This window comes from Actinoallomurus acanthiterrae, assembly GCF_054775715.1.
This window is the reverse complement of record NZ_BAAHCO010000001.1, coordinates 3,105,276-3,123,725: the sequence shown is the minus strand read 5'-3', so window position 1 is coordinate 3,123,725 and position 18,450 is coordinate 3,105,276. Positions and strand designations below refer to the sequence as shown.

The 18,450-nt window shown below is 72.1% G+C and carries 19 protein-coding genes; 7 read left to right on the top strand and 12 right to left on the bottom strand.

Annotated features, from left to right (window positions below):
* Positions 1–149 precede the first annotated feature (149 nt).
* Both ACYVF7_RS15190 and ACYVF7_RS15185 read right to left on the bottom strand, forming a co-directional pair.
* A complete protein-coding gene (locus ACYVF7_RS15190) occupies positions 150–1,220 on the bottom strand; it encodes an enolase C-terminal domain-like protein (protein WP_460340040.1) in 1,071 nt (356 codons plus the stop codon).
* Positions 1,217–4,102, bottom strand: a complete 2,886-nt coding sequence (locus ACYVF7_RS15185; protein ID WP_460340037.1) for an FAD-binding and (Fe-S)-binding domain-containing protein — start codon at positions 4,100–4,102, stop codon at positions 1,217–1,219. The genes ACYVF7_RS15190 and ACYVF7_RS15185 overlap by 4 nt, the downstream gene beginning before the upstream one ends.
* A gap of 80 nt (positions 4,103–4,182) precedes the next feature.
* Here ACYVF7_RS15185 and ACYVF7_RS15180 point away from each other — a divergent pair, with 80 nt between their 5' ends.
* Positions 4,183–5,967: a thiamine pyrophosphate-requiring protein gene (locus tag ACYVF7_RS15180; RefSeq protein WP_460340034.1), complete on the top strand. Its 1,785-nt coding sequence runs from the start codon at positions 4,183–4,185 to the stop codon at positions 5,965–5,967.
* Between the two features lie 54 nt (positions 5,968–6,021).
* On the top strand, positions 6,022–6,204 hold the full coding sequence (locus tag ACYVF7_RS15175; RefSeq protein ID WP_460340031.1) for a hypothetical protein: 183 nt from the start codon (positions 6,022–6,024) through the stop codon (positions 6,202–6,204).
* Between the two features lie 75 nt (positions 6,205–6,279).
* Here ACYVF7_RS15175 and ACYVF7_RS15170 read toward each other — a convergent pair whose 3' ends face one another.
* The 3 genes from ACYVF7_RS15170 to ACYVF7_RS15160 all read right to left on the bottom strand — a co-directional run bounded on the left by ACYVF7_RS15170 (position 6,280) and on the right by ACYVF7_RS15160 (position 8,344).
* Positions 6,280–6,441: a hypothetical protein gene (locus tag ACYVF7_RS15170; protein ID WP_460340029.1), complete on the bottom strand. Its 162-nt coding sequence runs from the start codon at positions 6,439–6,441 to the stop codon at positions 6,280–6,282.
* A 73-nt stretch (positions 6,442–6,514) separates the two neighbouring features.
* Positions 6,515–7,261, bottom strand: a complete 747-nt coding sequence (locus tag ACYVF7_RS15165) for a GAF domain-containing protein (RefSeq protein ID WP_460340026.1) — start codon at positions 7,259–7,261, stop codon at positions 6,515–6,517.
* Between the two features lie 189 nt (positions 7,262–7,450).
* Entirely contained in the window at positions 7,451–8,344 is an 894-nt protein-coding gene (locus ACYVF7_RS15160; protein ID WP_460340023.1) for a universal stress protein, read from the bottom strand.
* A 93-nt stretch (positions 8,345–8,437) separates the two neighbouring features.
* Between ACYVF7_RS15160 and ACYVF7_RS15155 the strand changes: the two genes are divergently transcribed.
* Together ACYVF7_RS15155 and ACYVF7_RS15150 are read left to right on the top strand one after the other, a co-directional pair.
* Positions 8,438–8,653, top strand: coding sequence for a V-type ATP synthase subunit F (locus ACYVF7_RS15155; RefSeq protein ID WP_360883001.1), 216 nt, complete (start codon positions 8,438–8,440; stop codon positions 8,651–8,653).
* Between the two features lie 72 nt (positions 8,654–8,725).
* Positions 8,726–9,469: an HAD family hydrolase gene (locus tag ACYVF7_RS15150; RefSeq protein WP_460340020.1), complete on the top strand. Its 744-nt coding sequence runs from the start codon at positions 8,726–8,728 to the stop codon at positions 9,467–9,469.
* A 7-nt stretch (positions 9,470–9,476) separates the two neighbouring features.
* Here ACYVF7_RS15150 and ACYVF7_RS15145 read toward each other — a convergent pair whose 3' ends face one another.
* Positions 9,477–10,343 (bottom strand): universal stress protein, encoded by an 867-nt coding sequence (locus tag ACYVF7_RS15145; protein ID WP_460340017.1) that lies wholly within the window; start codon positions 10,341–10,343, stop codon positions 9,477–9,479.
* Positions 10,344–10,616: 273 nt separating this feature from the next.
* Between ACYVF7_RS15145 and ACYVF7_RS15140 the strand changes: the two genes are divergently transcribed.
* Positions 10,617–11,204 (top strand): Rv1733c family protein, encoded by a 588-nt coding sequence (locus tag ACYVF7_RS15140; protein WP_460340014.1) that lies wholly within the window; start codon positions 10,617–10,619, stop codon positions 11,202–11,204.
* Between the two features lie 84 nt (positions 11,205–11,288).
* Here the strand turns inward: ACYVF7_RS15140 and ACYVF7_RS15135 are convergent, their stop codons facing one another.
* Complete coding sequence (locus ACYVF7_RS15135) at positions 11,289–12,284, bottom strand: Acg family FMN-binding oxidoreductase (RefSeq protein ID WP_460340012.1); 996 nt, start codon at positions 12,282–12,284, stop codon at positions 11,289–11,291.
* Between the two features lie 57 nt (positions 12,285–12,341).
* Entirely contained in the window at positions 12,342–13,208 is an 867-nt protein-coding gene (locus ACYVF7_RS15130) for a universal stress protein (protein ID WP_460340009.1), read from the bottom strand.
* Between the two features lie 682 nt (positions 13,209–13,890).
* Here ACYVF7_RS15130 and ACYVF7_RS15125 point away from each other — a divergent pair.
* Together ACYVF7_RS15125 and ACYVF7_RS15120 are read left to right on the top strand one after the other, a co-directional pair.
* The gene (locus tag ACYVF7_RS15125) at positions 13,891–14,103 is read left to right on the top strand and encodes a hypothetical protein (RefSeq protein WP_460340006.1); all 213 of its coding nucleotides are present in this window, start codon (positions 13,891–13,893) and stop codon (positions 14,101–14,103) included.
* A gap of 238 nt (positions 14,104–14,341) precedes the next feature.
* A complete protein-coding gene (locus ACYVF7_RS15120; RefSeq protein ID WP_460340003.1) occupies positions 14,342–14,863 on the top strand; it encodes a hypothetical protein in 522 nt (173 codons plus the stop codon).
* Between the two features lie 45 nt (positions 14,864–14,908).
* Here the strand turns inward: ACYVF7_RS15120 and ACYVF7_RS15115 are convergent, their stop codons facing one another.
* From ACYVF7_RS15115 to ACYVF7_RS15100, 4 genes are read right to left on the bottom strand one after another with little or no spacing between them, the layout of a single operon-like run.
* Positions 14,909–16,609 carry a PP2C family protein-serine/threonine phosphatase gene (locus ACYVF7_RS15115; RefSeq protein ID WP_460340000.1) on the bottom strand — a complete coding sequence of 567 codons (1,701 nt, stop codon included), beginning with the start codon at positions 16,607–16,609 and terminating at the stop codon, positions 14,909–14,911.
* Positions 16,606–17,634 (bottom strand): ATP-binding protein, encoded by a 1,029-nt coding sequence (locus tag ACYVF7_RS15110; protein WP_460339997.1) that lies wholly within the window; start codon positions 17,632–17,634, stop codon positions 16,606–16,608. Before ACYVF7_RS15110 ends, ACYVF7_RS15115 begins: the two co-directional genes overlap by 4 nt.
* Positions 17,635–17,636: 2 nt before the next feature.
* The gene (locus ACYVF7_RS15105; protein WP_460339994.1) at positions 17,637–18,059 is read right to left on the bottom strand and encodes an ATP-binding protein; all 423 of its coding nucleotides are present in this window, start codon (positions 18,057–18,059) and stop codon (positions 17,637–17,639) included.
* Entirely contained in the window at positions 18,056–18,445 is a 390-nt protein-coding gene (locus ACYVF7_RS15100) for an STAS domain-containing protein (RefSeq protein ID WP_460339991.1), read from the bottom strand. The genes ACYVF7_RS15105 and ACYVF7_RS15100 overlap by 4 nt, the downstream gene beginning before the upstream one ends.
* Positions 18,446–18,450: the final 5 nt, after the last annotated feature.

The window sequence follows — 18,450 nt, the reverse complement described above, 5'->3', positions numbered from 1 at the left end:
TTGACCGCAGGCCGACGACCCCCCACAGAGGCCGCCAGCGAACGGGAGCAGAACTGAAACCGTTGTCAGAAAGCCCCGTCTCACGGCCGCCGCTCGTCGCCGGGCTGAGCGGCGCCCCGGCCGTCGACGGTGCCGTACGGTCGCCCGGCTCAGCGGACGCGGTACTGCTCGGCGTCGGCCCGTTTGAACTCCAGGCCGAGGCCGGGAGCGTCGTCGCGCGGGCGGATGGAGCCGCCCTTCGGCGACAGCGCGCCGTCGAAGAGCATCGACTCGATCCGCACGTGGTCGTGGAACCACTCGATGTGGCGGGCGTTCGGGATCGCGGCCATCGCGGCCGCGTGCAGGTGCGGCGCGCAGTGCGCGGACAGGTCCCTGCCGTGCGCGCGGGCCAGGCCGGCGACGCGGAGGAACTCGGTGATGCCGCCGACGCGGGTGACGTCGGCCTGGGGGCAGTCGATGGCGTCGATGATCCGGGCGAAGTACGGCAGGTCGTAGCCGTACTCTCCGGCCGCCACCTCGCATTCGACGGCCGCGCGGACCTCCCGCAGACCGGGCAGGTCGTCGGAGGAGACGGGCTCCTCGAACCATCGCAGGTCGACGTCGGCGGCCTGCCGGGCGACGCGGATCGCCTGTTTGGCGGAGTACGCGCCGTTGGCGTCGGCGTACAGTTCCACGCCGCCGCCGATGATCTCGCGGGCGAGCTCGAGGCGCCGCAGGTCGCGGCTCTCCCGGGTCCCCCACGCCTCACCAATCTTGATCTTGACGCGGGGAATGCCGAGGTCCCCGGCCCAGCGCCCGAGCTGTTCCCGCGTCCGGGCCACGTCATAGGTCGTGAAGCCGCCGGAGCCGTACACCGGCACCTCGCCGCGGACGGCGCCGAGGAGCCGGTGCAGCGGGACCCCGAACGTCCGGGCCCGCAGGTCCCACAGCGCGCAGTCGACCGCGGAGATCGCCATCGAGCAGATCCCCGGCCGCCCGGCGTTGCGGACCGCCCGGCACATCGCCTCGTGCGACGCCTGGACGTCCTCGCTCACCACCGGCGCCAGCTCCGAGGTCACCACGTCGGCGATCGCGGGCGGACCGTACGTCCAGCCGATGCCGTGGCGGCCGTTGGCCCGCACCTCGACGAGGACCATCGTCGTCGACGTCCACTCGAGCGTGCCGTCCGCCTCGGGGCCGTCGGTCGGGATCTTGTACGCGGCCGCGGAGAGCTCGATCACGTGAGAACCTCCGCCAGGAGTTCGGCGAGGTGGACCGGCCGGGCCGGGGTCCCCTGCTCGATCTGGGTCCGGCAGGAGAACCCGTCGGCGAGGATCCGGGTGCCGTCCGCGGCGTTCCGTACGGCGGGCAGCACGCCGAGCTCGCCGACGTCGACCGACACCTCGTGGTGCCCGCGTTCGAAGCCGAAGTTGCCGGCGAGGCCGCAGCAGCCCTCGTCGAGGACCTCCGCCTCGATCCCGACGCGCTTCAGCAGCTCGCGGTCGGCGTCGAACCCCCAGATGGCGTGCTGGTGGCAGTGCGGCTGGGCGATCGCGTGGATCCCGGTCCCGGGCGGCGGCGCCGTGACGAACGTGGAGGCCCGGTCCAGGAGGAACTCCGACAGCGAGTGCGTCTGCTTCGCGAGCCGCTCGACGTCCTCCGACACCGGCTCCCCGGCCAGCAGCTCGGGCGCGTCGGAGCGGAACACGGCCGAGCAGCTGGGCTCGAGGCCGATGACGGGCACACCGCGGCGGAGCCGTGGCGCGAGGGCGCGGACCGTGCGCCGCAGCATGCGGGCGGCCGTGCCGAGCTGGCCGGTGGAGATCCAGGTCAGCCCGCAGCACAGCGGGACGGGCGGCACCTCGACGCGGAACCCAGCCGCCTCGAGCACCCGTACGGCGGCCTTGCCCGCGTCCGGGTGGAAGTTGTTCGTGAACGTGTCCGGCCACAGCACCACCGGATCGCCGTCCCCCTGCGACCCCCGCCGGGCGAACCAGTCGATGAAGCGCTCGGACGCGAAGGACGGCAGCTCGCGACGGCGGTCGACGCCGCCGGCCCGCTTGACGACGCGGTTCAGGCCCTTGGCGTGCGTCAGGGCGTTCACCGCGCGCGGCGCGGCCGACGCCATCCGGGCCCACAGCGGCAGCCAGCCCATCGAGTAGTGCGCGAGCGGCCGGGGCCGCCACCGGTAGTGGTGGGACAGGAACTCGGCCTTGTACGTCGCCATGTCGACGTTGACCGGGCATTCGCCGCGGCAGCCCTTGCACGCCAGGCACAGGTCGAGGGCGTCGTGCACCTCCTGCGACCGCCAGCCATCGGTGATCACTTCACCGCGCATCATCTCCATGAGGATGCGCGCCCGGCCGCGTGTGGAGTGCTCCTCCTCACCGGTGACCCGGTAGCTCGGGCACATCACGCCGCCCGAGGAGGACCGGCACTTGCCGATGCCGACGCAGCGGGCGGCGGCATGCGTGAACCGGTGATGGTCATCCGGGTAGGAGAAGTGGGTCCGGGGCTCGGCCGGGTTGTAGTCGAGATGGTCGAGGTTCTCGTCGAGGCGGTGGACGCGCCCGCCGGGCGGGGCGGCGACCTTGCCCGGGTTCATCCGGTCGTCGGCGTCGAAGATCCGCTTGTAGCGGCCGAACAGCTCGACGATCTCGGGCCCGAACATGATCGGCAGGAGTTCGGCACGGGACTGGCCGTCGCCGTGCTCGCCGGACAGCGACCCGCCGTACGAGGCCACCAGACGGGCGGCCCGCTCGACGAACCGGCGGTACTTGCCGACCCCGTCGGGGTCCTCCAGGTCGAAGGCGATGCGGGTGTGCACGCAGCCCTGCCCGAAGTGCCCGTACAGCGAGGCCTGCCCGTAGTCGAACTCGCTGAGCAGCGCCCGGAAGTCACGCAGGTAGTCGCCGAGCCGGTCGGGCGGGACGGCGGCGTCCTCCCAGCCCTCATGGGTGTCGGGATGGCCCGGCGGGTACGCCGTCGCGCCGAGGCCCGCCTCGCGGATCCTCCACAGGCGCTCCTCCTCGGCCGGATCGTCCATGAAGACCACGTGGGGGTCGTGCTCCGTCCCCTTCAGCTCCTTGATCATCCGGTCGGCGCGGGAGTCGGCCTCCTCACGCGTGTCGCCGCCGAACCGGACCATCAGCCAGCCCGAGCCCTCCGGCAGCCCCTCGAGGGCCTTCTTGCCCGCGGCGTTCTCGGCACGGGCGATGTCGATCAGCGTCTCGTCCAGCCCCTCCAGCGCCAAGGGCTGGTGGCTCGCGACCTTGGGCACCGCGTCGCCCGCCCGGAAGATGTCGGGATACCCCATGACGACGAGCGTCTGGTACTCCGCCACCGGGAACAGCTCGATCTCCGCCTGCAGCACGGTGACCAGCGTGGACTCGCTGCCCACGAGCGCCCGCGCCACGTTGAAGTTCTTCTCCGGGAGCAGCGAGTCGAGGTTGTAGCCGGACACCCGGCGCGGGATGTCGGGGTACCGGGTGCGGATCAGGGCCATGTTCTCGTCGCGCAGCTCGCGCATCGCCCGGTAGATCTCCGCGCGGCGACCGCCCTCGGTGAGGATCTTCTCGTACTCCTCGTCGGAGGTCTCCCCGACCCACATCCGCACGCCGTCGTAGGTGAGCACCTCCAGGCGGACCACCGAGTCGACCATCTTGCCGTACGCCTGGGCCGAGGCGCCGCACGAGTTGTTGCCGACCATTCCGCCGATCGTGCACGTGTCGTGGGTGGACGGCTTCGGCCCGACGTGCAGGCCGTGGGGCTTCAGGCGGTCGTTCAGGTCGTCCAGGCAGGCGCCCGGCTCCACCAGCGCCCGCCGCCGGCTCTCGTCCAGCCAGACCAGCCGATCGCAGTACTTCGACCAGTCGATGACCACGCCTTCGTTGCAGCACTGCCCCGCCAGGCTCGTCCCCCCGCCCCGCGAGAGCAATGGCACCCCGTGTTCGCGGCACACCCGGACCGCCTCGACGGCGGCCTCGACGCTGTGGGGCACCACCACCCCGATCGGCGTCTGCCGGTAGTTGGACGAGTCATGGGCGTACGCCGCGCGCGATCCCGCGTCGAACCGGACCTCCCCATCGACCCGCGCCTCGAGATCCCGCTGAAGGCTGCTCATACGGACCCGGATACCCGCCGAGCAGGTTTCAACCCCGTGCGCCGGGAACCGCACCCTGGGTAAGCACACGAGGAGGAGCGATGACGCGCACTGTCGCCGACTATCTGCTGGAACGCCTCCGCGAGTGGGGCGTGGAGTACCTGTTCGGCTACCCGGGTGACGGGATCAACGGCCTCGTCGCGGCGCTCGGTAAAGCCGACAACAAGCCACAGTTCGTGCAGGCCCGCCATGAGGAGATGGCCGCCTTCGAAGCCGTCGGGTACGCCAAGTTCAGCGGCAAGCCGGCGGTGTGCACGGCGACCAGCGGGCCGGGCGCGATCCACCTGCTGAACGGCCTGTACGACGCCAAGCTGGACCACGTCCCGGTGGTGGCGATCGTCGGGCAGACCGCCCGCTCCGCCATGGGCGGCAGCTACCAGCAGGAGGTCGACCTGCTGTCGCTGTTCAAGGACGTCGCCAGCGAGTACGTGCAGATGGCGACCGTGCCGGCGCAGCTGCCGAACCTTCTCGACCGCGCGATGCGGATCGCGCTGGACGAGCGGGCGCCGACCGCCATCATCATCCCCTCCGACCTGCAGGAGGAGCCGTACGAGCCGCCGACGCACGCGTTCAAGAACGTCCCGTCCAGCGCCCCGGGCTACACGCCTCCCGTCACGGTCGCGCCGCCCGCGGAGATCGAGCGGGCCGCGGAGGTGCTCAACGCCGGGGAGAAGGTCGCGATGCTCGTCGGTCAGGGCGCGCGCGGCGCCGCCGCGGAGGTGCGGCAGGTCGCCGAGCTGACCGGGGCGGGCGTCGCCAAGGCGCTGCTCGGCAAGGACGTCCTGCCGGACACCCTGCCGTACGTCACCGGCGCGATCGGCCTGCTCGGCACCCGGCCGTCGTACGAGATGATGCAGGACTGCGACACGCTGCTCATCGTCGGCTCGAACTTCCCGTACTCCCAGTTCCTGCCCGAGTTCGGCCAGGCGCGGGCGGTGCAGATCGACGTGAACGGCAAGCTCATCGGCATGCGTTACCCGAACGAGGTCAACCTGGTCGGCGACGCGGCGGAGACGCTGCGGGCACTGATCCCGAAGCTGAAGAAGCAGAAGAACCGCGCCTGGCGCAAGACGATCGAGAAGAACGTCGCGCGCTGGTGGGAGACGGTCGAGCGCGAGGCCATGGTCGAGGCCGATCCGATCAACCCGATGCGGATCTTCTGGGAGCTGAACGAGCGGCTGCCCGACAACGCCATCCTGGCCGCCGACTCCGGTTCGGCGGCGAACTGGTACGCCCGCGACCTGAGGTTCCGCGCCGGCATGCGCGGTTCGCTGTCCGGCACGCTCGCCACGATGGGCCCCGGCGTGCCGTACGCCATCGGCGCGAAGTACGCCCACCCCGACCGGCCCGCCATCGCCCTCGTCGGCGACGGCGCCATGCAGATGAACGGCCTCGCCGAGCTGATCACCATCCGCCGCTACTTCCACCAGTGGCGCGACCAGCGGCTCATCGTCGCGGTCCTGCACAACAACGACCTGAACCAGGTCACCTGGGAGCTGCGGGCGATGGGCGGCGCCCCGAAGTTCGAGGAGTCGCAGGCGCTGCCGGACATCTCGTACGCCGGATTCGCCCGGTCGATCGGCCTGGAGGGGATCGACGTGGAGAAGCCCGACGACATCGGCCCCGCCTGGGACCGCGCGCTGAGCTCGAGCTGGCCCGTCGTGCTCGACATCCGCTGCGACCCGGACATCCCGCCGATCCCGCCGCACGCGGAGTTCTCACAGGTCAAGGACATGGCCGAGGCCGTACTCAAGGGCGATCCCGACCGCGTCGGCCTCGTGAAGAAGGGGATCAAGACGAAGATGGCGGAGCTGATCCACCGCTGAGCGCGCGGGCGGACGCCCCGGCTCAAGGAGCACGCCGTCACAGAAGGGGAGACCATGGATCCGGAACGCGACGCACGACGCGACGACGCCGAGCGGCAGGAGAACACCGCCGCACGCCTGTCGGAGCAGGCGGCCGAGCACGTCGGCCGCGACTACGACGGGACCCAGGACGCGTTCGTCCACGAACAGCGCCGCCAGGGCAGGTCCGAGGACGATGAGGACATCACCCCGGAGTGAGACCGGACAGGTCGTCCGGCACCGACACGCCGACGCGGGCCCGGATCGGGGGCCCGCGTCGCTCATCTCGGTTAGTCAGCCGTGCTCCACACGGCCGTTTCCTTGCGGCCGTGCCTCGACCTCGCGCTTCAGCTCTCGCTCGGCCCGTCGCCGAGCCTCCTCGAAGTAACGCTTAGGATCACGGGTCATGCGCTCCGACCGATCGTCGGAATCCTGCACGACGATGTCGTCAGCCATAGCCAACTCCCTCCCTATGCGCAAGTGTCGGTGGCGCCACGGCAAAGGTCAATTTGGATCAATACCTAATCTGTTATCGGCCGAGGCGCAGCAGGCCCTCATCTGGGGCGCCGACCGCGAGCGCGTCCGCGAGAAGGCCCGCCAGCAGGCGCACGAACGGCACTTCAGCCTCGGTCACCCCGGCGACATCGATCGCGTCCACCGTCAGCATCCCGAACGCCCGATGCCCGGCGACCACCGGCACCGCGATGAAGGACCGATACCCGTGCTGCGTCGAGCCGTGCCACCCCGGCGGCGGGTCGGTCTCCACGTCCAGCGCCACGGCATGGTGGTTGTGCCGGATCATCGCGAGGGCCGAGTCGCCCTCGGCCGTGCCCTCCTCGAAGATCGTCACGGGCTCGTCCGCGCGCCCGGCGTAAAGCGAGGGCACCAGCCTCTTCGGTTTCACGTCGTCCAGGCGGAACCAGCAGGCGCGGACGCGCTCGCCGTCGAGGAGGTGCGCCGCCGAGTCCAGGATCATCGGAACGGTCGCCTCCCGCAGGTTGCTCCGCTCCTGGCGGTTCGTGGCGGTGGCGATGCGCCCGATCTGCCGGACGATCGGGTCGAGCGCGTCGTTCAGCGTGACCCGCATCTCGACGGCGGCATCGATCGCCGACTGTTCGGCCTCCTTGCGCAGGCGTTCCTTGCGGATCTGCTCGTACCCGGGGACCGCGGCGCCCGTCACGCTCATCACGATGCTGATCAGGATCCACAGCGGTTTGAGCGAGCCGCCCTCGCCCGCCTCGGCGCCGGCCAGGGCGACCACGCCGACGGAGGCCACGCTGACCGCCGTCGTCAAGTAGATACGCCGGACAGGACGTACTCGTCTGGGAGGAAGCCGCACCCACCGCAGCGTAGGGGATCTTCGAAAGTTTCGCTTGACTGGACGTCATGACTTCCGTCATATCGCCGGGTTCGCCCGGGCTCTTTGGCCGCAGGCGGCCACGCACACCGACGGCACGGCGGCGGATCAGTCGACGGGCGCGCGGACCACGGCGACCGGGCAGTGCGCCCGGTGGACGACGGCCTGGCTGACGGAGCCGAGGAGCATGCCGCTCAGGCCGGCGCGGCCCCGTGAGCCGACCGCGAGGAGCTCCGCGCCGGCGGACTCCTCGATCAGCGCCACGCTCGCCATGCCGACCCGGACGACGGTCCTGACATCGCGCCGCGGGGCCGCGATCCGCATGAGCATGGCCTCGGCCAGGCCCCGGTGCTCTTCTCGCTCCACGGCGTGGACGAGGGTGAGGCCGCAGCCGCGGTCGTCCGCCTCGGCCGCGGCGAAGCCGATCGCCGCGTCCGACAGCCCGGTGCCGTCCACGCCGACGACCACGCGGCCGGCGGACGGACCGGGTGCCGCGCCCGGCAGGCCGGGACGGACGACGACCACGGGGACGTCCGCCCGTACGGCCACCTCCATCGCGGTCGAGCCGACGGCCAGGCCGGACATGGCCAGGAACCCGGTCGAGCCGACGACGATCAGGGCGGCGTCGACGGCCTCGGCGAGCAGCCGATCCGTGTCACGGCGCGGCAGCACCCGGACGACGGCGTTCCGCCGGCCTCCTCGATCGCCCAGGTCACGGCCTCGTCTCCGGAAGGTGTTCCGTCGACGTAGGCGATGACGAGGCCCGCCTGCGCGGGGCTGCTCATCGCCGCGCGCCGAGATGGGTTCCCCCGGCGACCATGCCGCACCTCCCGCATGCCGCTCGATCGGCCTCGGAGTCTCTGGCGAGGCGAGGGCGAGCGCCGCCAGACGGGACGAGGGACCCGTACGCGATCCATTACTTCCTTTCCAACTTTTGCCGGGCCATGTGGGCCCAACGTCCTCTTTTCCGGAGCCGGGAGGCCCTCCCCCGACCGCCCACACGTCCGGATCATGGGGATGCGCCCCGTTTTGGCCCAACCTCCCCCAAGCGCGTGACTACGGCGATTAAGGGAAGACCAGAAAGAAAGGCATGACATGGCCAAAATCGCGATCATCGGGGAAGGGACCAAGGTGACGCGCTTCGGGCTGACCGGAGCGATCGTCCTGCCCGCCGAGGAGCCGGAGGCCGTCCGCGCCGCCTGGCGCTCCCTGGGCACCGACGTCGCCATCGTCGTCCTCACCTCGCGGGCGGCCCGCAGCCTGGACGGTGAGACGTCCTCGTGGCCGCTCACCGTCGTGATGCCGCCATGATCATGCAGATCACGCGTCGCGGATGGGCGGTCGTGAAGCGTGCTGAAGGAGAGCACGAGAAAGGCAACGCCCATGCGGACCACATCCCACGAGTGCGTACTCAGCGGGGACATCGCGGCGGTGATCTTCGGTGTCGACGGCGTCCTCGTCGACACCGCCCAGGCGTCGGCCTCGGCCTGGAAGGCCGTCCTCGACCCGTTCCTGCGCTCGCACGCGGCCGTGTACGAGACGCAGTGCCGGTACTACGACGCGGTCACCGACTACCGGCGGCACATGCAGGGCCGGACCCGGCTGGACGGCGTACGGCAGTATCTGGCGACCTGCGAGATCCCCCTGTGCTACGACGCCCTGCGCGGCCTGACCGCGCGCCATGAGGAGCTCTTCCTCACGGCCGTCCGGCAGCGCGGGGTCCAGGCCTTCGCCTCGACCGTCACGGTGCTCCACGCGGTGCGCCTGCGCGGACTCCGTACGGCGGCCGTGTCCGCGAGCCGGTACGCCGCCGAACTGCTCAGGAGAGCGGGCCTGGCGGGCCTGTTCGACATCCGTCTGGACGGCCTGGACGCATCCGGATGCGGCCTTCCGGCCTCGTCGGACCTCGGCCTGTTCCGGCTGGCCGCACGGCGGATGCGGACCCCTCCCGCGCGGACCGCCATCGTCGAGGAGGGCCTCACCGCGGTTCAGGCCGCCCGGCGCGGCGGCTTCGGCCTCGTCGTCGGCGTGGACCGGGGCGGGCGCTCGTTGATCCTTCCGGAGTACGGGGCGGACCGGGTCATCACCGACCTGTCCGACCTCCGGATCGGGGAGCCCGTCGCCTGACGCGCGCTCACCTTCGCGGCCGTACGATCGCGACCGAGCAGGGGGCGTGGTCGAGCACGGCGTGGCTCACCGACCCCAGGCGGAGCCCCGTGACCCCGCCGAGCCCGCGGTCCCCCACGACGATGAGGCTCGCGTCCGCGGCGGCCTCCAGCAGGGCGTGCCGCGGAGTCCGCATCACGAGCCGCGTCTCGGTCTCGACGTAGGGGTACTTCTCCCGCCACGGCGACACCGTCCGCTCCAGCCGGGCCGCGCTGAGCATGCGGAGCTGTTCGGGATCGCGCAACATCCCCATCTCGGCGGAGGCGATCGCCTCCGCCTCCCAGCACGCGTACACCGCGCGCACGGACCGGCCGCACAGCGCCGCCTCCTCGTACGCGAAGGCCAGGGCGGCCTCCGAGCTCGTGGACCCGTCCACGCCCACGACGACCGGGCTGCCGGGCCCTGTATTCCCGCGGATCACCATCACCGGGCAGTGCCCGTACGCGGCCAGTTGCAGGGCCGTCGAGCCCGCGTCGAGCCCGGCGAACCCACCCCGCCCGTGCGAGCCGACGATCGCGAGAGCGGCGTTCTCCGACTCCTCGATGAGGATCGCCGAGGCCGGGCCGGCAGCGAAACGCGGGCGTACCGTCAGCGGCGGGCAGATCCGGCGGGCCACGAACACGCCGTGGTCAAGGGTGTGTCTTCCCATCCTCCGCACCGTCTCCAGCGCCTCGGGCCCCGAGGGCGGAACCGGGTACGGCCAGTGCCAGGCGTGGCAGACGGTGAGCGAGAGCCGCCGTGTCCGCGCCTCCTCGACCGCCCGGCGAAGCGCGCGCTCCGCCCCCGCGGAGCCGTCGAAACCCACCAGGACGTAACTGCCGTCGAAGGATCTCATCGGATCTTCCTCCCGCTGTCGCCACCGGGTGTGAGGGCCCCTGTCCCTCACACCCGGCGGCCTTCCCCCGTCAGGCTCGGGTACCCACGGGCCGGCGTGACGCCGGCTCGTCCGGCCTACTTGAAGCCAATCGCACCAGGCTGTCTCGGAGGAGAGGCCAAAGCCCACGGAGGGGAAGGACTCTCGGACCTTCAGGCCAGGACCAGAGACCCTCCCCAATTTCATGCAAGGACGCCTAACCTGCGGGTAGAAGGGCCGTGATGGAGGTGTCCCATGCGTGCGCTCACGATCCATGTGCTGGGCTGCGTCCGTTACCTGCGCCCAGACCGCAACCCCCTGCGGCGCCCGGTCGACCGTCTCCATGCGCGGCTCGTCGCCGTGCTGGCCGCGGTGTTCCTCGTCACGGGCGTCATCGCCGCTCTTCTCATGATCCACTTCGTCGGCGGCGCCGGGCTGCGGGCCGAACACCACCAGACACGGACGCGCTACCAGGTCGACGCCCTGGTCACCGCGACCGGCACGGCGGCGTCCAGGAACGGCATCGGTCAAGAGACAAGGCTCCGCTGGCAGGACCGGACCGGCGGGGTCCACACGGGTACGGTCGTGCCCACCGGCGACGACCGTGCCGGCGCCCATCGCCGGGTCTGGATCAACCAGGCCGGCCACCTGACCGCCCGGCCCCGCACGCACGCGCAGACGCTGACCGACACCACCCTGGCGGTGTTCGCGGCTCTCACCTCGCTGACGATCCTGCACGCCGGCGTGTACGCCGCCGCCAACCGCCGTCTCGAACGCCGGCGGATGACGCTGTGGGAGGACGCCTGGGCCGCCACCGCGCCCCGCTGGACCGGCCGCTCCTGACACTGGGCGGAGTGGTTCGGCGTCACAGGTCGTCCGTCGGGACGTCCGCGGCGGGCCCCCCGGGCACCGGCGAACTCGTCGGCGTCACAGGTCGCCCATCGGGACGTCCGCGGCGGACCCCCGGGCGCCGGCGAACTCGTCGTCGGCCGCCCCCAAACGCATGATCATCTGCGGGTACGTCGCGTCACAGAAGCGCGTCCTGATGAACTCCCGCAACTCCGGCACCTCGAGCACCTGCGTGTGGAACGCGGCCGACACGTCGTCCTCGGCGGCCCGCAGGAGTACCCGCTGGAGGGCCTGTCCGGCCCGGAGCCAGTCGGTACGGCCGTCCCCGGTGGTCGTCAGCAGGACGACGACCCCGGTGGCCTCCCGTGGTTCTCCGCCGGTCATCCCCCAGCCCTGGCCGCGCGCGAAGTCCCGCTCGGCGACGTGCGGCTCGGTGTCGTCCGGGTCTCGCGGAGGAGCCTCCTCATGAACGCCGTCCAGCCGCTCGCTCCCCGGGGGAGGCGCCCAGCGGGCGACCTCCGCGACGTACGCCGGGTCCATCCGCTGCACCTGCTCGGCGGCGTCGGACAGCGCGGCGAGCGCGATGCGCACGCGGGGGTCGGCCACGATGCGCAGCGAGACGCGCTCGGCGCAGGCGTGCGCCCGCAGGTCCTGCAGGAGCCCGACCGGCAGCGAACAGGGCCGGAAGCCGCCGCGGTGCGTACGCCGCCGTTCGATCTGCTCGCACATCTGTCGCTCGTCGTCGGAGACGGGCTGCGGCTGTCCCACGCTCACGTCGGCGATCAGCCCCGGCCGGTCGGGATCGGACCCCATGCGCACCTCCGGCCGGCGTCCGAGGCGGCGGACGGCGAGCCGGAGCGTGAACAGCGCGGCGCCGCAACTGATCAGCATCTCCCTGCCGTGCGGATCCACGACGTTCAGGCGGCGTTCGGTGTCGGCGTGCAGCGTCACCGTCTCGCCGTGGGTGTCGAACCACCAGGGCCGGGTGTCGTGCGCCGAGGGAGCCCACACCGCGGCCTCGACGAGCCGGTGCAGGATCTCTCCGCGCTCCGAGATGTCCGGGGACTCGGTCATGTCTCCTCCTGTGGTCACGGCCGCGGGCGCGCCGTGGGTCTCGGGGAGCGGCGGGACTCAGGGCGCGGTCGGCACGACGGCCAGCGGACAGTGCGCCCGGTGCAGCAGCGCGTGTGAGACCGAACCGAGCAGCAGCCCCGTGAAGCCGCCCCGGCCGCGGGTCCCCACCACCAGCAGGTCCGCCTGGGCGGAGGCGCCCGCGAGCACCCGCGCCGGGCGGCCGTGCACGACCTCCGAGGCCACGTCGACGGTGGGGAACTTGTCCCGCCAGGCGACGAGGGACTCCTCGAGCCTCCGCAGTTCCTCCCCGGCGACGATCTGCGGGTCGTACACCAGGGGCTGCATGTCCCCCGGTCCCGCCGATGCCGGGTGCGACCACACGTGCACCACCCGCAGCCGCGCTCCCCGCAGCGCCGCCTCCTCGAACGCGAAGCCGATCGAGGGTTCCCCGGCCGTCACGGTGTCCACCCCGACCGCCACTTCGCGCCGCACCTCGGGTTCCACTCCCCGGACCACGACGGCCGGAACCCTCGCGTGCGAGACGACCTGGAGCGTCGTGGACCCCAGGAGGAGGCCCGTGGCGGGACCGGTCCCGTGACCGCCCAGCACGATCATGGCCGCGTCGTCCGCGCGGCTCAGGAGCGCCCGTGCCGCCGGCCCCGGCACGAGTTCGCCCTCCACTGCCACGGCCTGGTCACGCTCCCGCGCGGCGGCCACGGCCGCGTCGACGACCTCGCCGCCCGTGGACAGCAGCCACGTCCGTACGGTGGCGAAGCGCGGATCGACCGGTGTGTCGTACAGCCAGGGCGCGACGGCGTGCAGGACCCGCAGCGGCAGGCCGCGACGGCTCGCCTCCTCGGCCGCCCAGGCCACGGCCGACGTGGCGCTGTCCGATCCGTCCGTTCCCACGAGGACCACGTTCATGATCACCGCCTCCTCCTGGCGTCGAGGCGGACGACGGCCCGCCCGCTGTCCCACCTTCAGCACATCCGGGCGGCAGGCGGCTCCCCAGGGGCGAAAGGTCCTCGACGTCCTCCGTTGGTCCCGTGCGCCGACCGCGGCGACGGGCCGCCCCGCATCGTGGCGGGAACTCCGTTGGCCTTCCATGGCCGGCCGAAACCCCGCGCATGAGGATTCCATTGTGCAGAGCGTCAATGCTCTTCCCCGCCCATTGCGGGCCGATAATCGCCTCATGCCGCGATATGCCATTGATTAATGGGCTGCGGAAGCGAGCGAATCTCCGGGAATGAGCGACGGACGATATCCTCCGGCGACCTGCCTCGAAGTCCGCACATTGGCGTGTCCGACGACCCCCACCCCCTGCTGGACAGACTCCTGATCCCGCTGCTCACGCGGGGCGGGCGCCGCCGTCCAGCCTCGCACGGAGGTCAGGAACCCCGGGGATAAAGTGGCCATATCTGTGCATTAAAGTCAAGACATGAGCTATGGCGAATGAGAGTCAATTATCGGCATATCTCGGCCGATGCGGTTGCTTCTTGCCGACTGACCATGTGATGTGGTTTGTGGCGATCGGGCACGAATAGTCCAATTGCCTGGCGTGGTCGATCATGGCGCGCCACAAGCCAACCCAAGGAGGTTGCTTCAGATGATGATTCCGAAGCGGATGGCGCTCGCCATCTCCGGTCTGGCCTTTGCGGGAGCGACCGCGCTGACGATGGGTGCCGCGGCACCCGCCGGCGCCCAGACGGTGAGCGGCGCCCCTCACGCGGTCACGCACTTGGCCACCTGCGGCTGGTGGGGCGGCTGCGGTGGCTGGTGGGGCGGCTGGGACGACTGCTGGGACGACTGCTGGTGCTGAGCCCGGACAGCCGCTAGGAGGGCCGGTCGCCGCACCCCGCGGGTCCGCGACGACCGGGCGCCACCGGCGATGGCCCCGCACCAATGTGATGGTGCGGGGCCCCTTCACGCTCACTTTTCCACACAGAACGTGAAACTTACTCATGAGTAAGTTGACGGAGATTACGGGCTTGTTACAGATAAGTGAGAGGCCCGGGTCAGACCTCCCCCGCCATCTCCCGGGCCGGAAGGAGTCCCCCATGAGCAAGTCCCTGGGCCGGCGCGCGGCCACCGCCGCCACGGTCATCGCACTCGGCGGCCTCGGCGTCGTCGCGGCACAGGCACCGGCGAGCGCGTCCACCTTCAGCGCCTCGTACACCTGCAACTCGATCCTCGGGACGCAGAACATCACGGTCAACGGGACCGCCACCGCGTCGCCCAACCCGACGACGGCGGGCACCTCGACCCACTTCACGGCCCACATCGCGACGAGCCTGTCGTCGCCCCTGGCGATCAACTCCTGGAGCGCCACCCTGACCGCCAACGTGAGCGGGGCGCAGACCGCGTCCTTCCAGGCCACCGGGTCCGGCGGCTCGATCCCCGCGAACCAGCCCGTCACCGCCGACGTCGCGGGTAACTGGACCCCGACCGCCAAGGGAACCGACCAGATCGCGGGCGGCAACGTCTCGATCAAGGCGAACGTCGTGCTTGTCGGCAACATCACGGCCACGTGCACCCCGAACAGCCCGATTCCCGTCGCCGAGACGCTCACGGTGAACTGACCCGGCCCGGGCGGCCTCGCGATCACCGACGCGGGGCCGCCCCGGTCATCCCTCGGACCCCCGGCTCGAGAGGAACGGCTCCCCGACGAGGCCCGCGTCGCTCACCGGCTCCGGCAGCGCGCGGAAGATCAGCAGGCAGGTGTCGTCCTCGCGGACGCTGTCGCTCAGCATGGCCTCCAGCACACTGTCAGCGACGTGGTCGAGATCGCCCTCCGCGGTCCCGAACGCCTCGGCGAGCCGTTCGATGCCGAAGTCGAGGCTGGAGGCGCGGCGTTCGATCAGCCCGTCGGTGTAGAAGATGACGGCGGCCCCCGGTGGCAGCCGGGTGCCGTGCTCCGTGAGCGCGGCCCTCTCGAACGGCATGCCGAGCAGGAAGTCATGGCCGTCCAGAACCGTCACGGAACCGTCCGGTGAGCGCAGCAGCGGCGGCGGGTGTCCCGCGTTGGACCAGCGGAGGCGTCCGTCGGGCGACATCTGGGCGAGCACGGCGGTGGCCAGGTCCTCGGGCTGCAGGTGGGACAGCATGCGATGCATGCGCGTCAGTACGTCGCCGGGGCCCTCGGCGTCCATCGCGTACGCGCGCAGGGCGGTGCGCAGCTGGCCCATCAGCGAGGCCGCCTGCAGGCCGTGCCCGGTGACGTCACCGACGGCCACGATCACCTCGCCGTCCGGGCGCTCGAACGCGTCGTACCAGTCGCCGCCGACGTTGAGGCCCGCCTCGGCGGGGAGGTAGCGCGCGGTGAACTCCACCCGGGCGGCCTGTGGCAGGTCGGTGAGCATGGCGCGCTGCAGGCGTTCGGCGACGTCGCGCTCGTGCTCGTAGCGCAGCGCGTTGTCGATCGCCGCCGCCGTCAGCCGTGCCAGCTCGCGGAACATCGTGACGTCCTCGGCGCCGAACGGCGCGGCGGCCCTCGCCTCCAGCACGCCGAGCGTGCCCCCGTGGGAGATGAGAGGCAGGGCCAGGATCGGCTCCGGGCCCGGGGTGAGGTCGACGTCCTTCTCCCGCTCCGCGCCGTCCGCGTCCACGGCGGCGTGCTGGATACGGCCGCTGACATACGCCTTCTCGACGTACGGCGACGGCGCCGCGGCGGCCGGCGGGGGCGGGAACGGCTCGAGTGGGCCGGACGCGCGCGCCAGCCACACCGTCACCGCCGACGCGTAACGAGGGACGACGAGCGCGCGCAGCCGGGCCAGGACCGTTCCGTGGTCGAGCGACTCGGACAGGGTCGCGCCGGCGTGGGCGAGGAAGGCCAGCCGGGCCCGCGCCGCGTCGGCCGCCGCACGGGCCGCGCGCTCGGCGCGAAGCGAGCGTTGCTGCAGCTCGCTCGCCCGGCGCAGCCGCTCGGCGTTCTCGGCGAGCTCCGCGTGGAGCGCCACGACGCCCTTGTTGGTCTGCTCCAGCTCGCCCCGGGACCATTCGACCATGGCGTGCTGTTCGATGAGATGGTCGAGCAGCGCCGTCGCGTCCTGCGCGGTGTCGGCGTCGTCGGGGGGCGCGACGGCGACGCTCAGGCTCACCGCCGGACCCCCTGCCTCCCCGGCCGTGACCACGGCCTGGAGCCGGTCGCCCGCCAGGATCAGCTCGATCGTGCCGTCGGGGTGGTGGTCGCGCAGCGCCCGGGCGACGGAGGCGAGGTAGCGCGCGCGTTCGTCGACGGCCACGCCGTACCGGACGACCGCGGCCGCGACCGAGGCGAGCGCGGCGCCGGCGTCCGTGACCGGACCGTGGTGGATCCGCTGCCTCATCGAGGGTCCTTGGTCGTCGGGGTCCTGACCACCACCACGGTGGCGTCGTCGTTGCCCCGGCACGCGTCCCGCCAGATCAGCGCGGCCAGGACGGCGGGGTGGTGATGGCCGGCTCCGGGGTGGTCCTCCGCCGTCCAGCGGCCGTTGACACCGTCGCTGTGCAGGACGAGCAAGGCGGGCGCCGTCCAGTCGGCCGAGTCGAGTCGCGGGGAACGGGTGGGGGCGCCGGCGCCGAGGATGCCGGGCATGGAAAGGAGCGTACGGCCCTCACGCGGCGGGAACAGCCGCCCCGTCACGTTCCCCACCCCCGCGAAGGTCAGCCGCCGCGCCCAGCCGTCGGCCTGGACGACCGCCGCCGCCGCTCCCCGGGTCGTGCGCAGTCCGGCGTCCAGCTCACGGAGCAGGAGGGCGGCGTCGGTGATGGTGTGCCGCCCGGCCATGTCGAGCGCCGCCTGCCGGGCCTCGGCGGCGGCGTCGCCGTGCCCCAGGCCGTCGACGACCACGGCGGTCAGCCGGTCGCCCTCCCACGCGAGGCCGTAGCCGTCCCCCACCACGGACTGCGCGGGATGCGGGGTGATCACCCCGCCGACCTCGGCCGCGTCCGTGCCCTCGACGGCGCCGGGACCGACGCGGGCCAGCACCACGGTGCCCTCGCCCGGTCGGCTGTACAGGTCGAAGCAGGCGGCCGCGCGACGGCAGGCGCCCAGTCCGCCGCCGAGCGACGAGGCGGTCGTGTAGCCGTCGGCCATCGACGCGAAGACGTCGGCGATGCCCGGACCGCGGTCGACCGCCAGGATCTGGACCGCCCCGGGCGTGGACGCGGAGATCAGGAGCCGGCCGCCGTACGCGTGCTTGACGAGGTTGGTCGCCAGCTCGGTCGCGAGCAGCTGGCAACGGGCGGTGGACCCGGCGTCCAGCGCCGCCGTCGCGGCGGCGACCGTGGTCGCGGCCACCGCGCCGTGGACCTGGCTCTCATCGGAGACCGGGATGTTCCAGCCCGCGGTCACCTGTGTGCGGAGACTCACCGTCAGAATCCCCGGACTCCGCGCGGCCACGCCACCACCGTCACCGTCGTCCCGCGTCCAGGACCGGTGTCGATGGAGAACTCCTGTACGAGCCGGCGCGACCCGCCGAGCCCCAGGCCGAGACCGTGCCCGGTCGTGTACCCGTCGGCGAGCGCGGCCTCCACGTCCGCGATCCCCGGGCCCTGGTCGCTGAACCGCAGCCGGACACCCCGGCCCCCGGACTGCTCCAAGATCGTGATCTCCAGCCGGCCGCCTCCGCCGTGCACGAGCGTGTTCCGCGCGAGCTCGCTGGCGGCGGTGACGAGCTTGGTCTGCTCGACCAGGCTGAAGCCGGCCGCCACCGCGACCTCGCGGACGGCCTGGCGGACACCGGCGATCTCCATGTCGCTGGTGATCGGCAGGGTCGTCACCGCCGCGGTGGTCACGGGCCCACCTCGTCGGCCTCGAGGATCGAGAGCGCGTCCTCCAGCGACCTGGCCGTGCGCAGGCCGGGCAGGCCGAGCCCCATCTCCACCATCGTGATCGCCACGGACGGCCGCATGCCGCAGACGACCGTACGTCCCGCCAGGACGCGGGTCGCCGCGGCGATCTCCGCCAGGACGCGGGCCAGGAACGAGTCGACGACCGCGACCTGGGAGATGTCGATGACCACACCGCGGATGCCCGTGGCGGCCGCCTCGGTCAGATCCCGCTGCAGGGCGACCGCCAGGGAGTCGGTGAGCTCCTGCTGGATGCTCGCCAGCAGGACGTCACCGATCCTCTGCAGGGACAGGCGCTCCGTACCGGGCCGATGCGGGGATACGTGCTCCATACCGG

What these genes read in the sequence shown, in the direction of transcription:
- ACYVF7_RS15130 (WP_460340009.1), bottom strand. Translation starts at nt 13,208, where the DNA reads ATGAACGTGGTCCTCGTGGGAACGGACGGATCGGACAGCGCCACGTCG.
- ACYVF7_RS15135 (WP_460340012.1), bottom strand. Translation starts at nt 12,284, where the DNA reads ATGACCGAGTCCCCGGACATCTCGGAGCGCGGAGAGATCCTGCACCGG.
- ACYVF7_RS15115 (WP_460340000.1), bottom strand. Translation starts at nt 16,609, where the DNA reads ATGAGGCAGCGGATCCACCACGGTCCGGTCACGGACGCCGGCGCCGCG.
- ACYVF7_RS15100 (WP_460339991.1), bottom strand. Translation starts at nt 18,445, where the DNA reads ATGGAGCACGTATCCCCGCATCGGCCCGGTACGGAGCGCCTGTCCCTG.
- ACYVF7_RS15140 (WP_460340014.1), top strand. Translation starts at nt 10,617, where the DNA reads ATGCGTGCGCTCACGATCCATGTGCTGGGCTGCGTCCGTTACCTGCGC.
- ACYVF7_RS15180 (WP_460340034.1), top strand. Translation starts at nt 4,183, where the DNA reads ATGACGCGCACTGTCGCCGACTATCTGCTGGAACGCCTCCGCGAGTGG.
- ACYVF7_RS15120 (WP_460340003.1), top strand. Translation starts at nt 14,342, where the DNA reads ATGAGCAAGTCCCTGGGCCGGCGCGCGGCCACCGCCGCCACGGTCATC.
- ACYVF7_RS15125 (WP_460340006.1), top strand. Translation starts at nt 13,891, where the DNA reads ATGATGATTCCGAAGCGGATGGCGCTCGCCATCTCCGGTCTGGCCTTT.
- ACYVF7_RS15155 (WP_360883001.1), top strand. Translation starts at nt 8,438, where the DNA reads ATGGCCAAAATCGCGATCATCGGGGAAGGGACCAAGGTGACGCGCTTC.
- ACYVF7_RS15175 (WP_460340031.1), top strand. Translation starts at nt 6,022, where the DNA reads ATGGATCCGGAACGCGACGCACGACGCGACGACGCCGAGCGGCAGGAG.
- ACYVF7_RS15170 (WP_460340029.1), bottom strand. Translation starts at nt 6,441, where the DNA reads ATGGCTGACGACATCGTCGTGCAGGATTCCGACGATCGGTCGGAGCGC.
- ACYVF7_RS15145 (WP_460340017.1), bottom strand. Translation starts at nt 10,343, where the DNA reads ATGAGATCCTTCGACGGCAGTTACGTCCTGGTGGGTTTCGACGGCTCC.
- ACYVF7_RS15185 (WP_460340037.1), bottom strand. Translation starts at nt 4,102, where the DNA reads ATGAGCAGCCTTCAGCGGGATCTCGAGGCGCGGGTCGATGGGGAGGTC.
- ACYVF7_RS15150 (WP_460340020.1), top strand. Translation starts at nt 8,726, where the DNA reads ATGCGGACCACATCCCACGAGTGCGTACTCAGCGGGGACATCGCGGCG.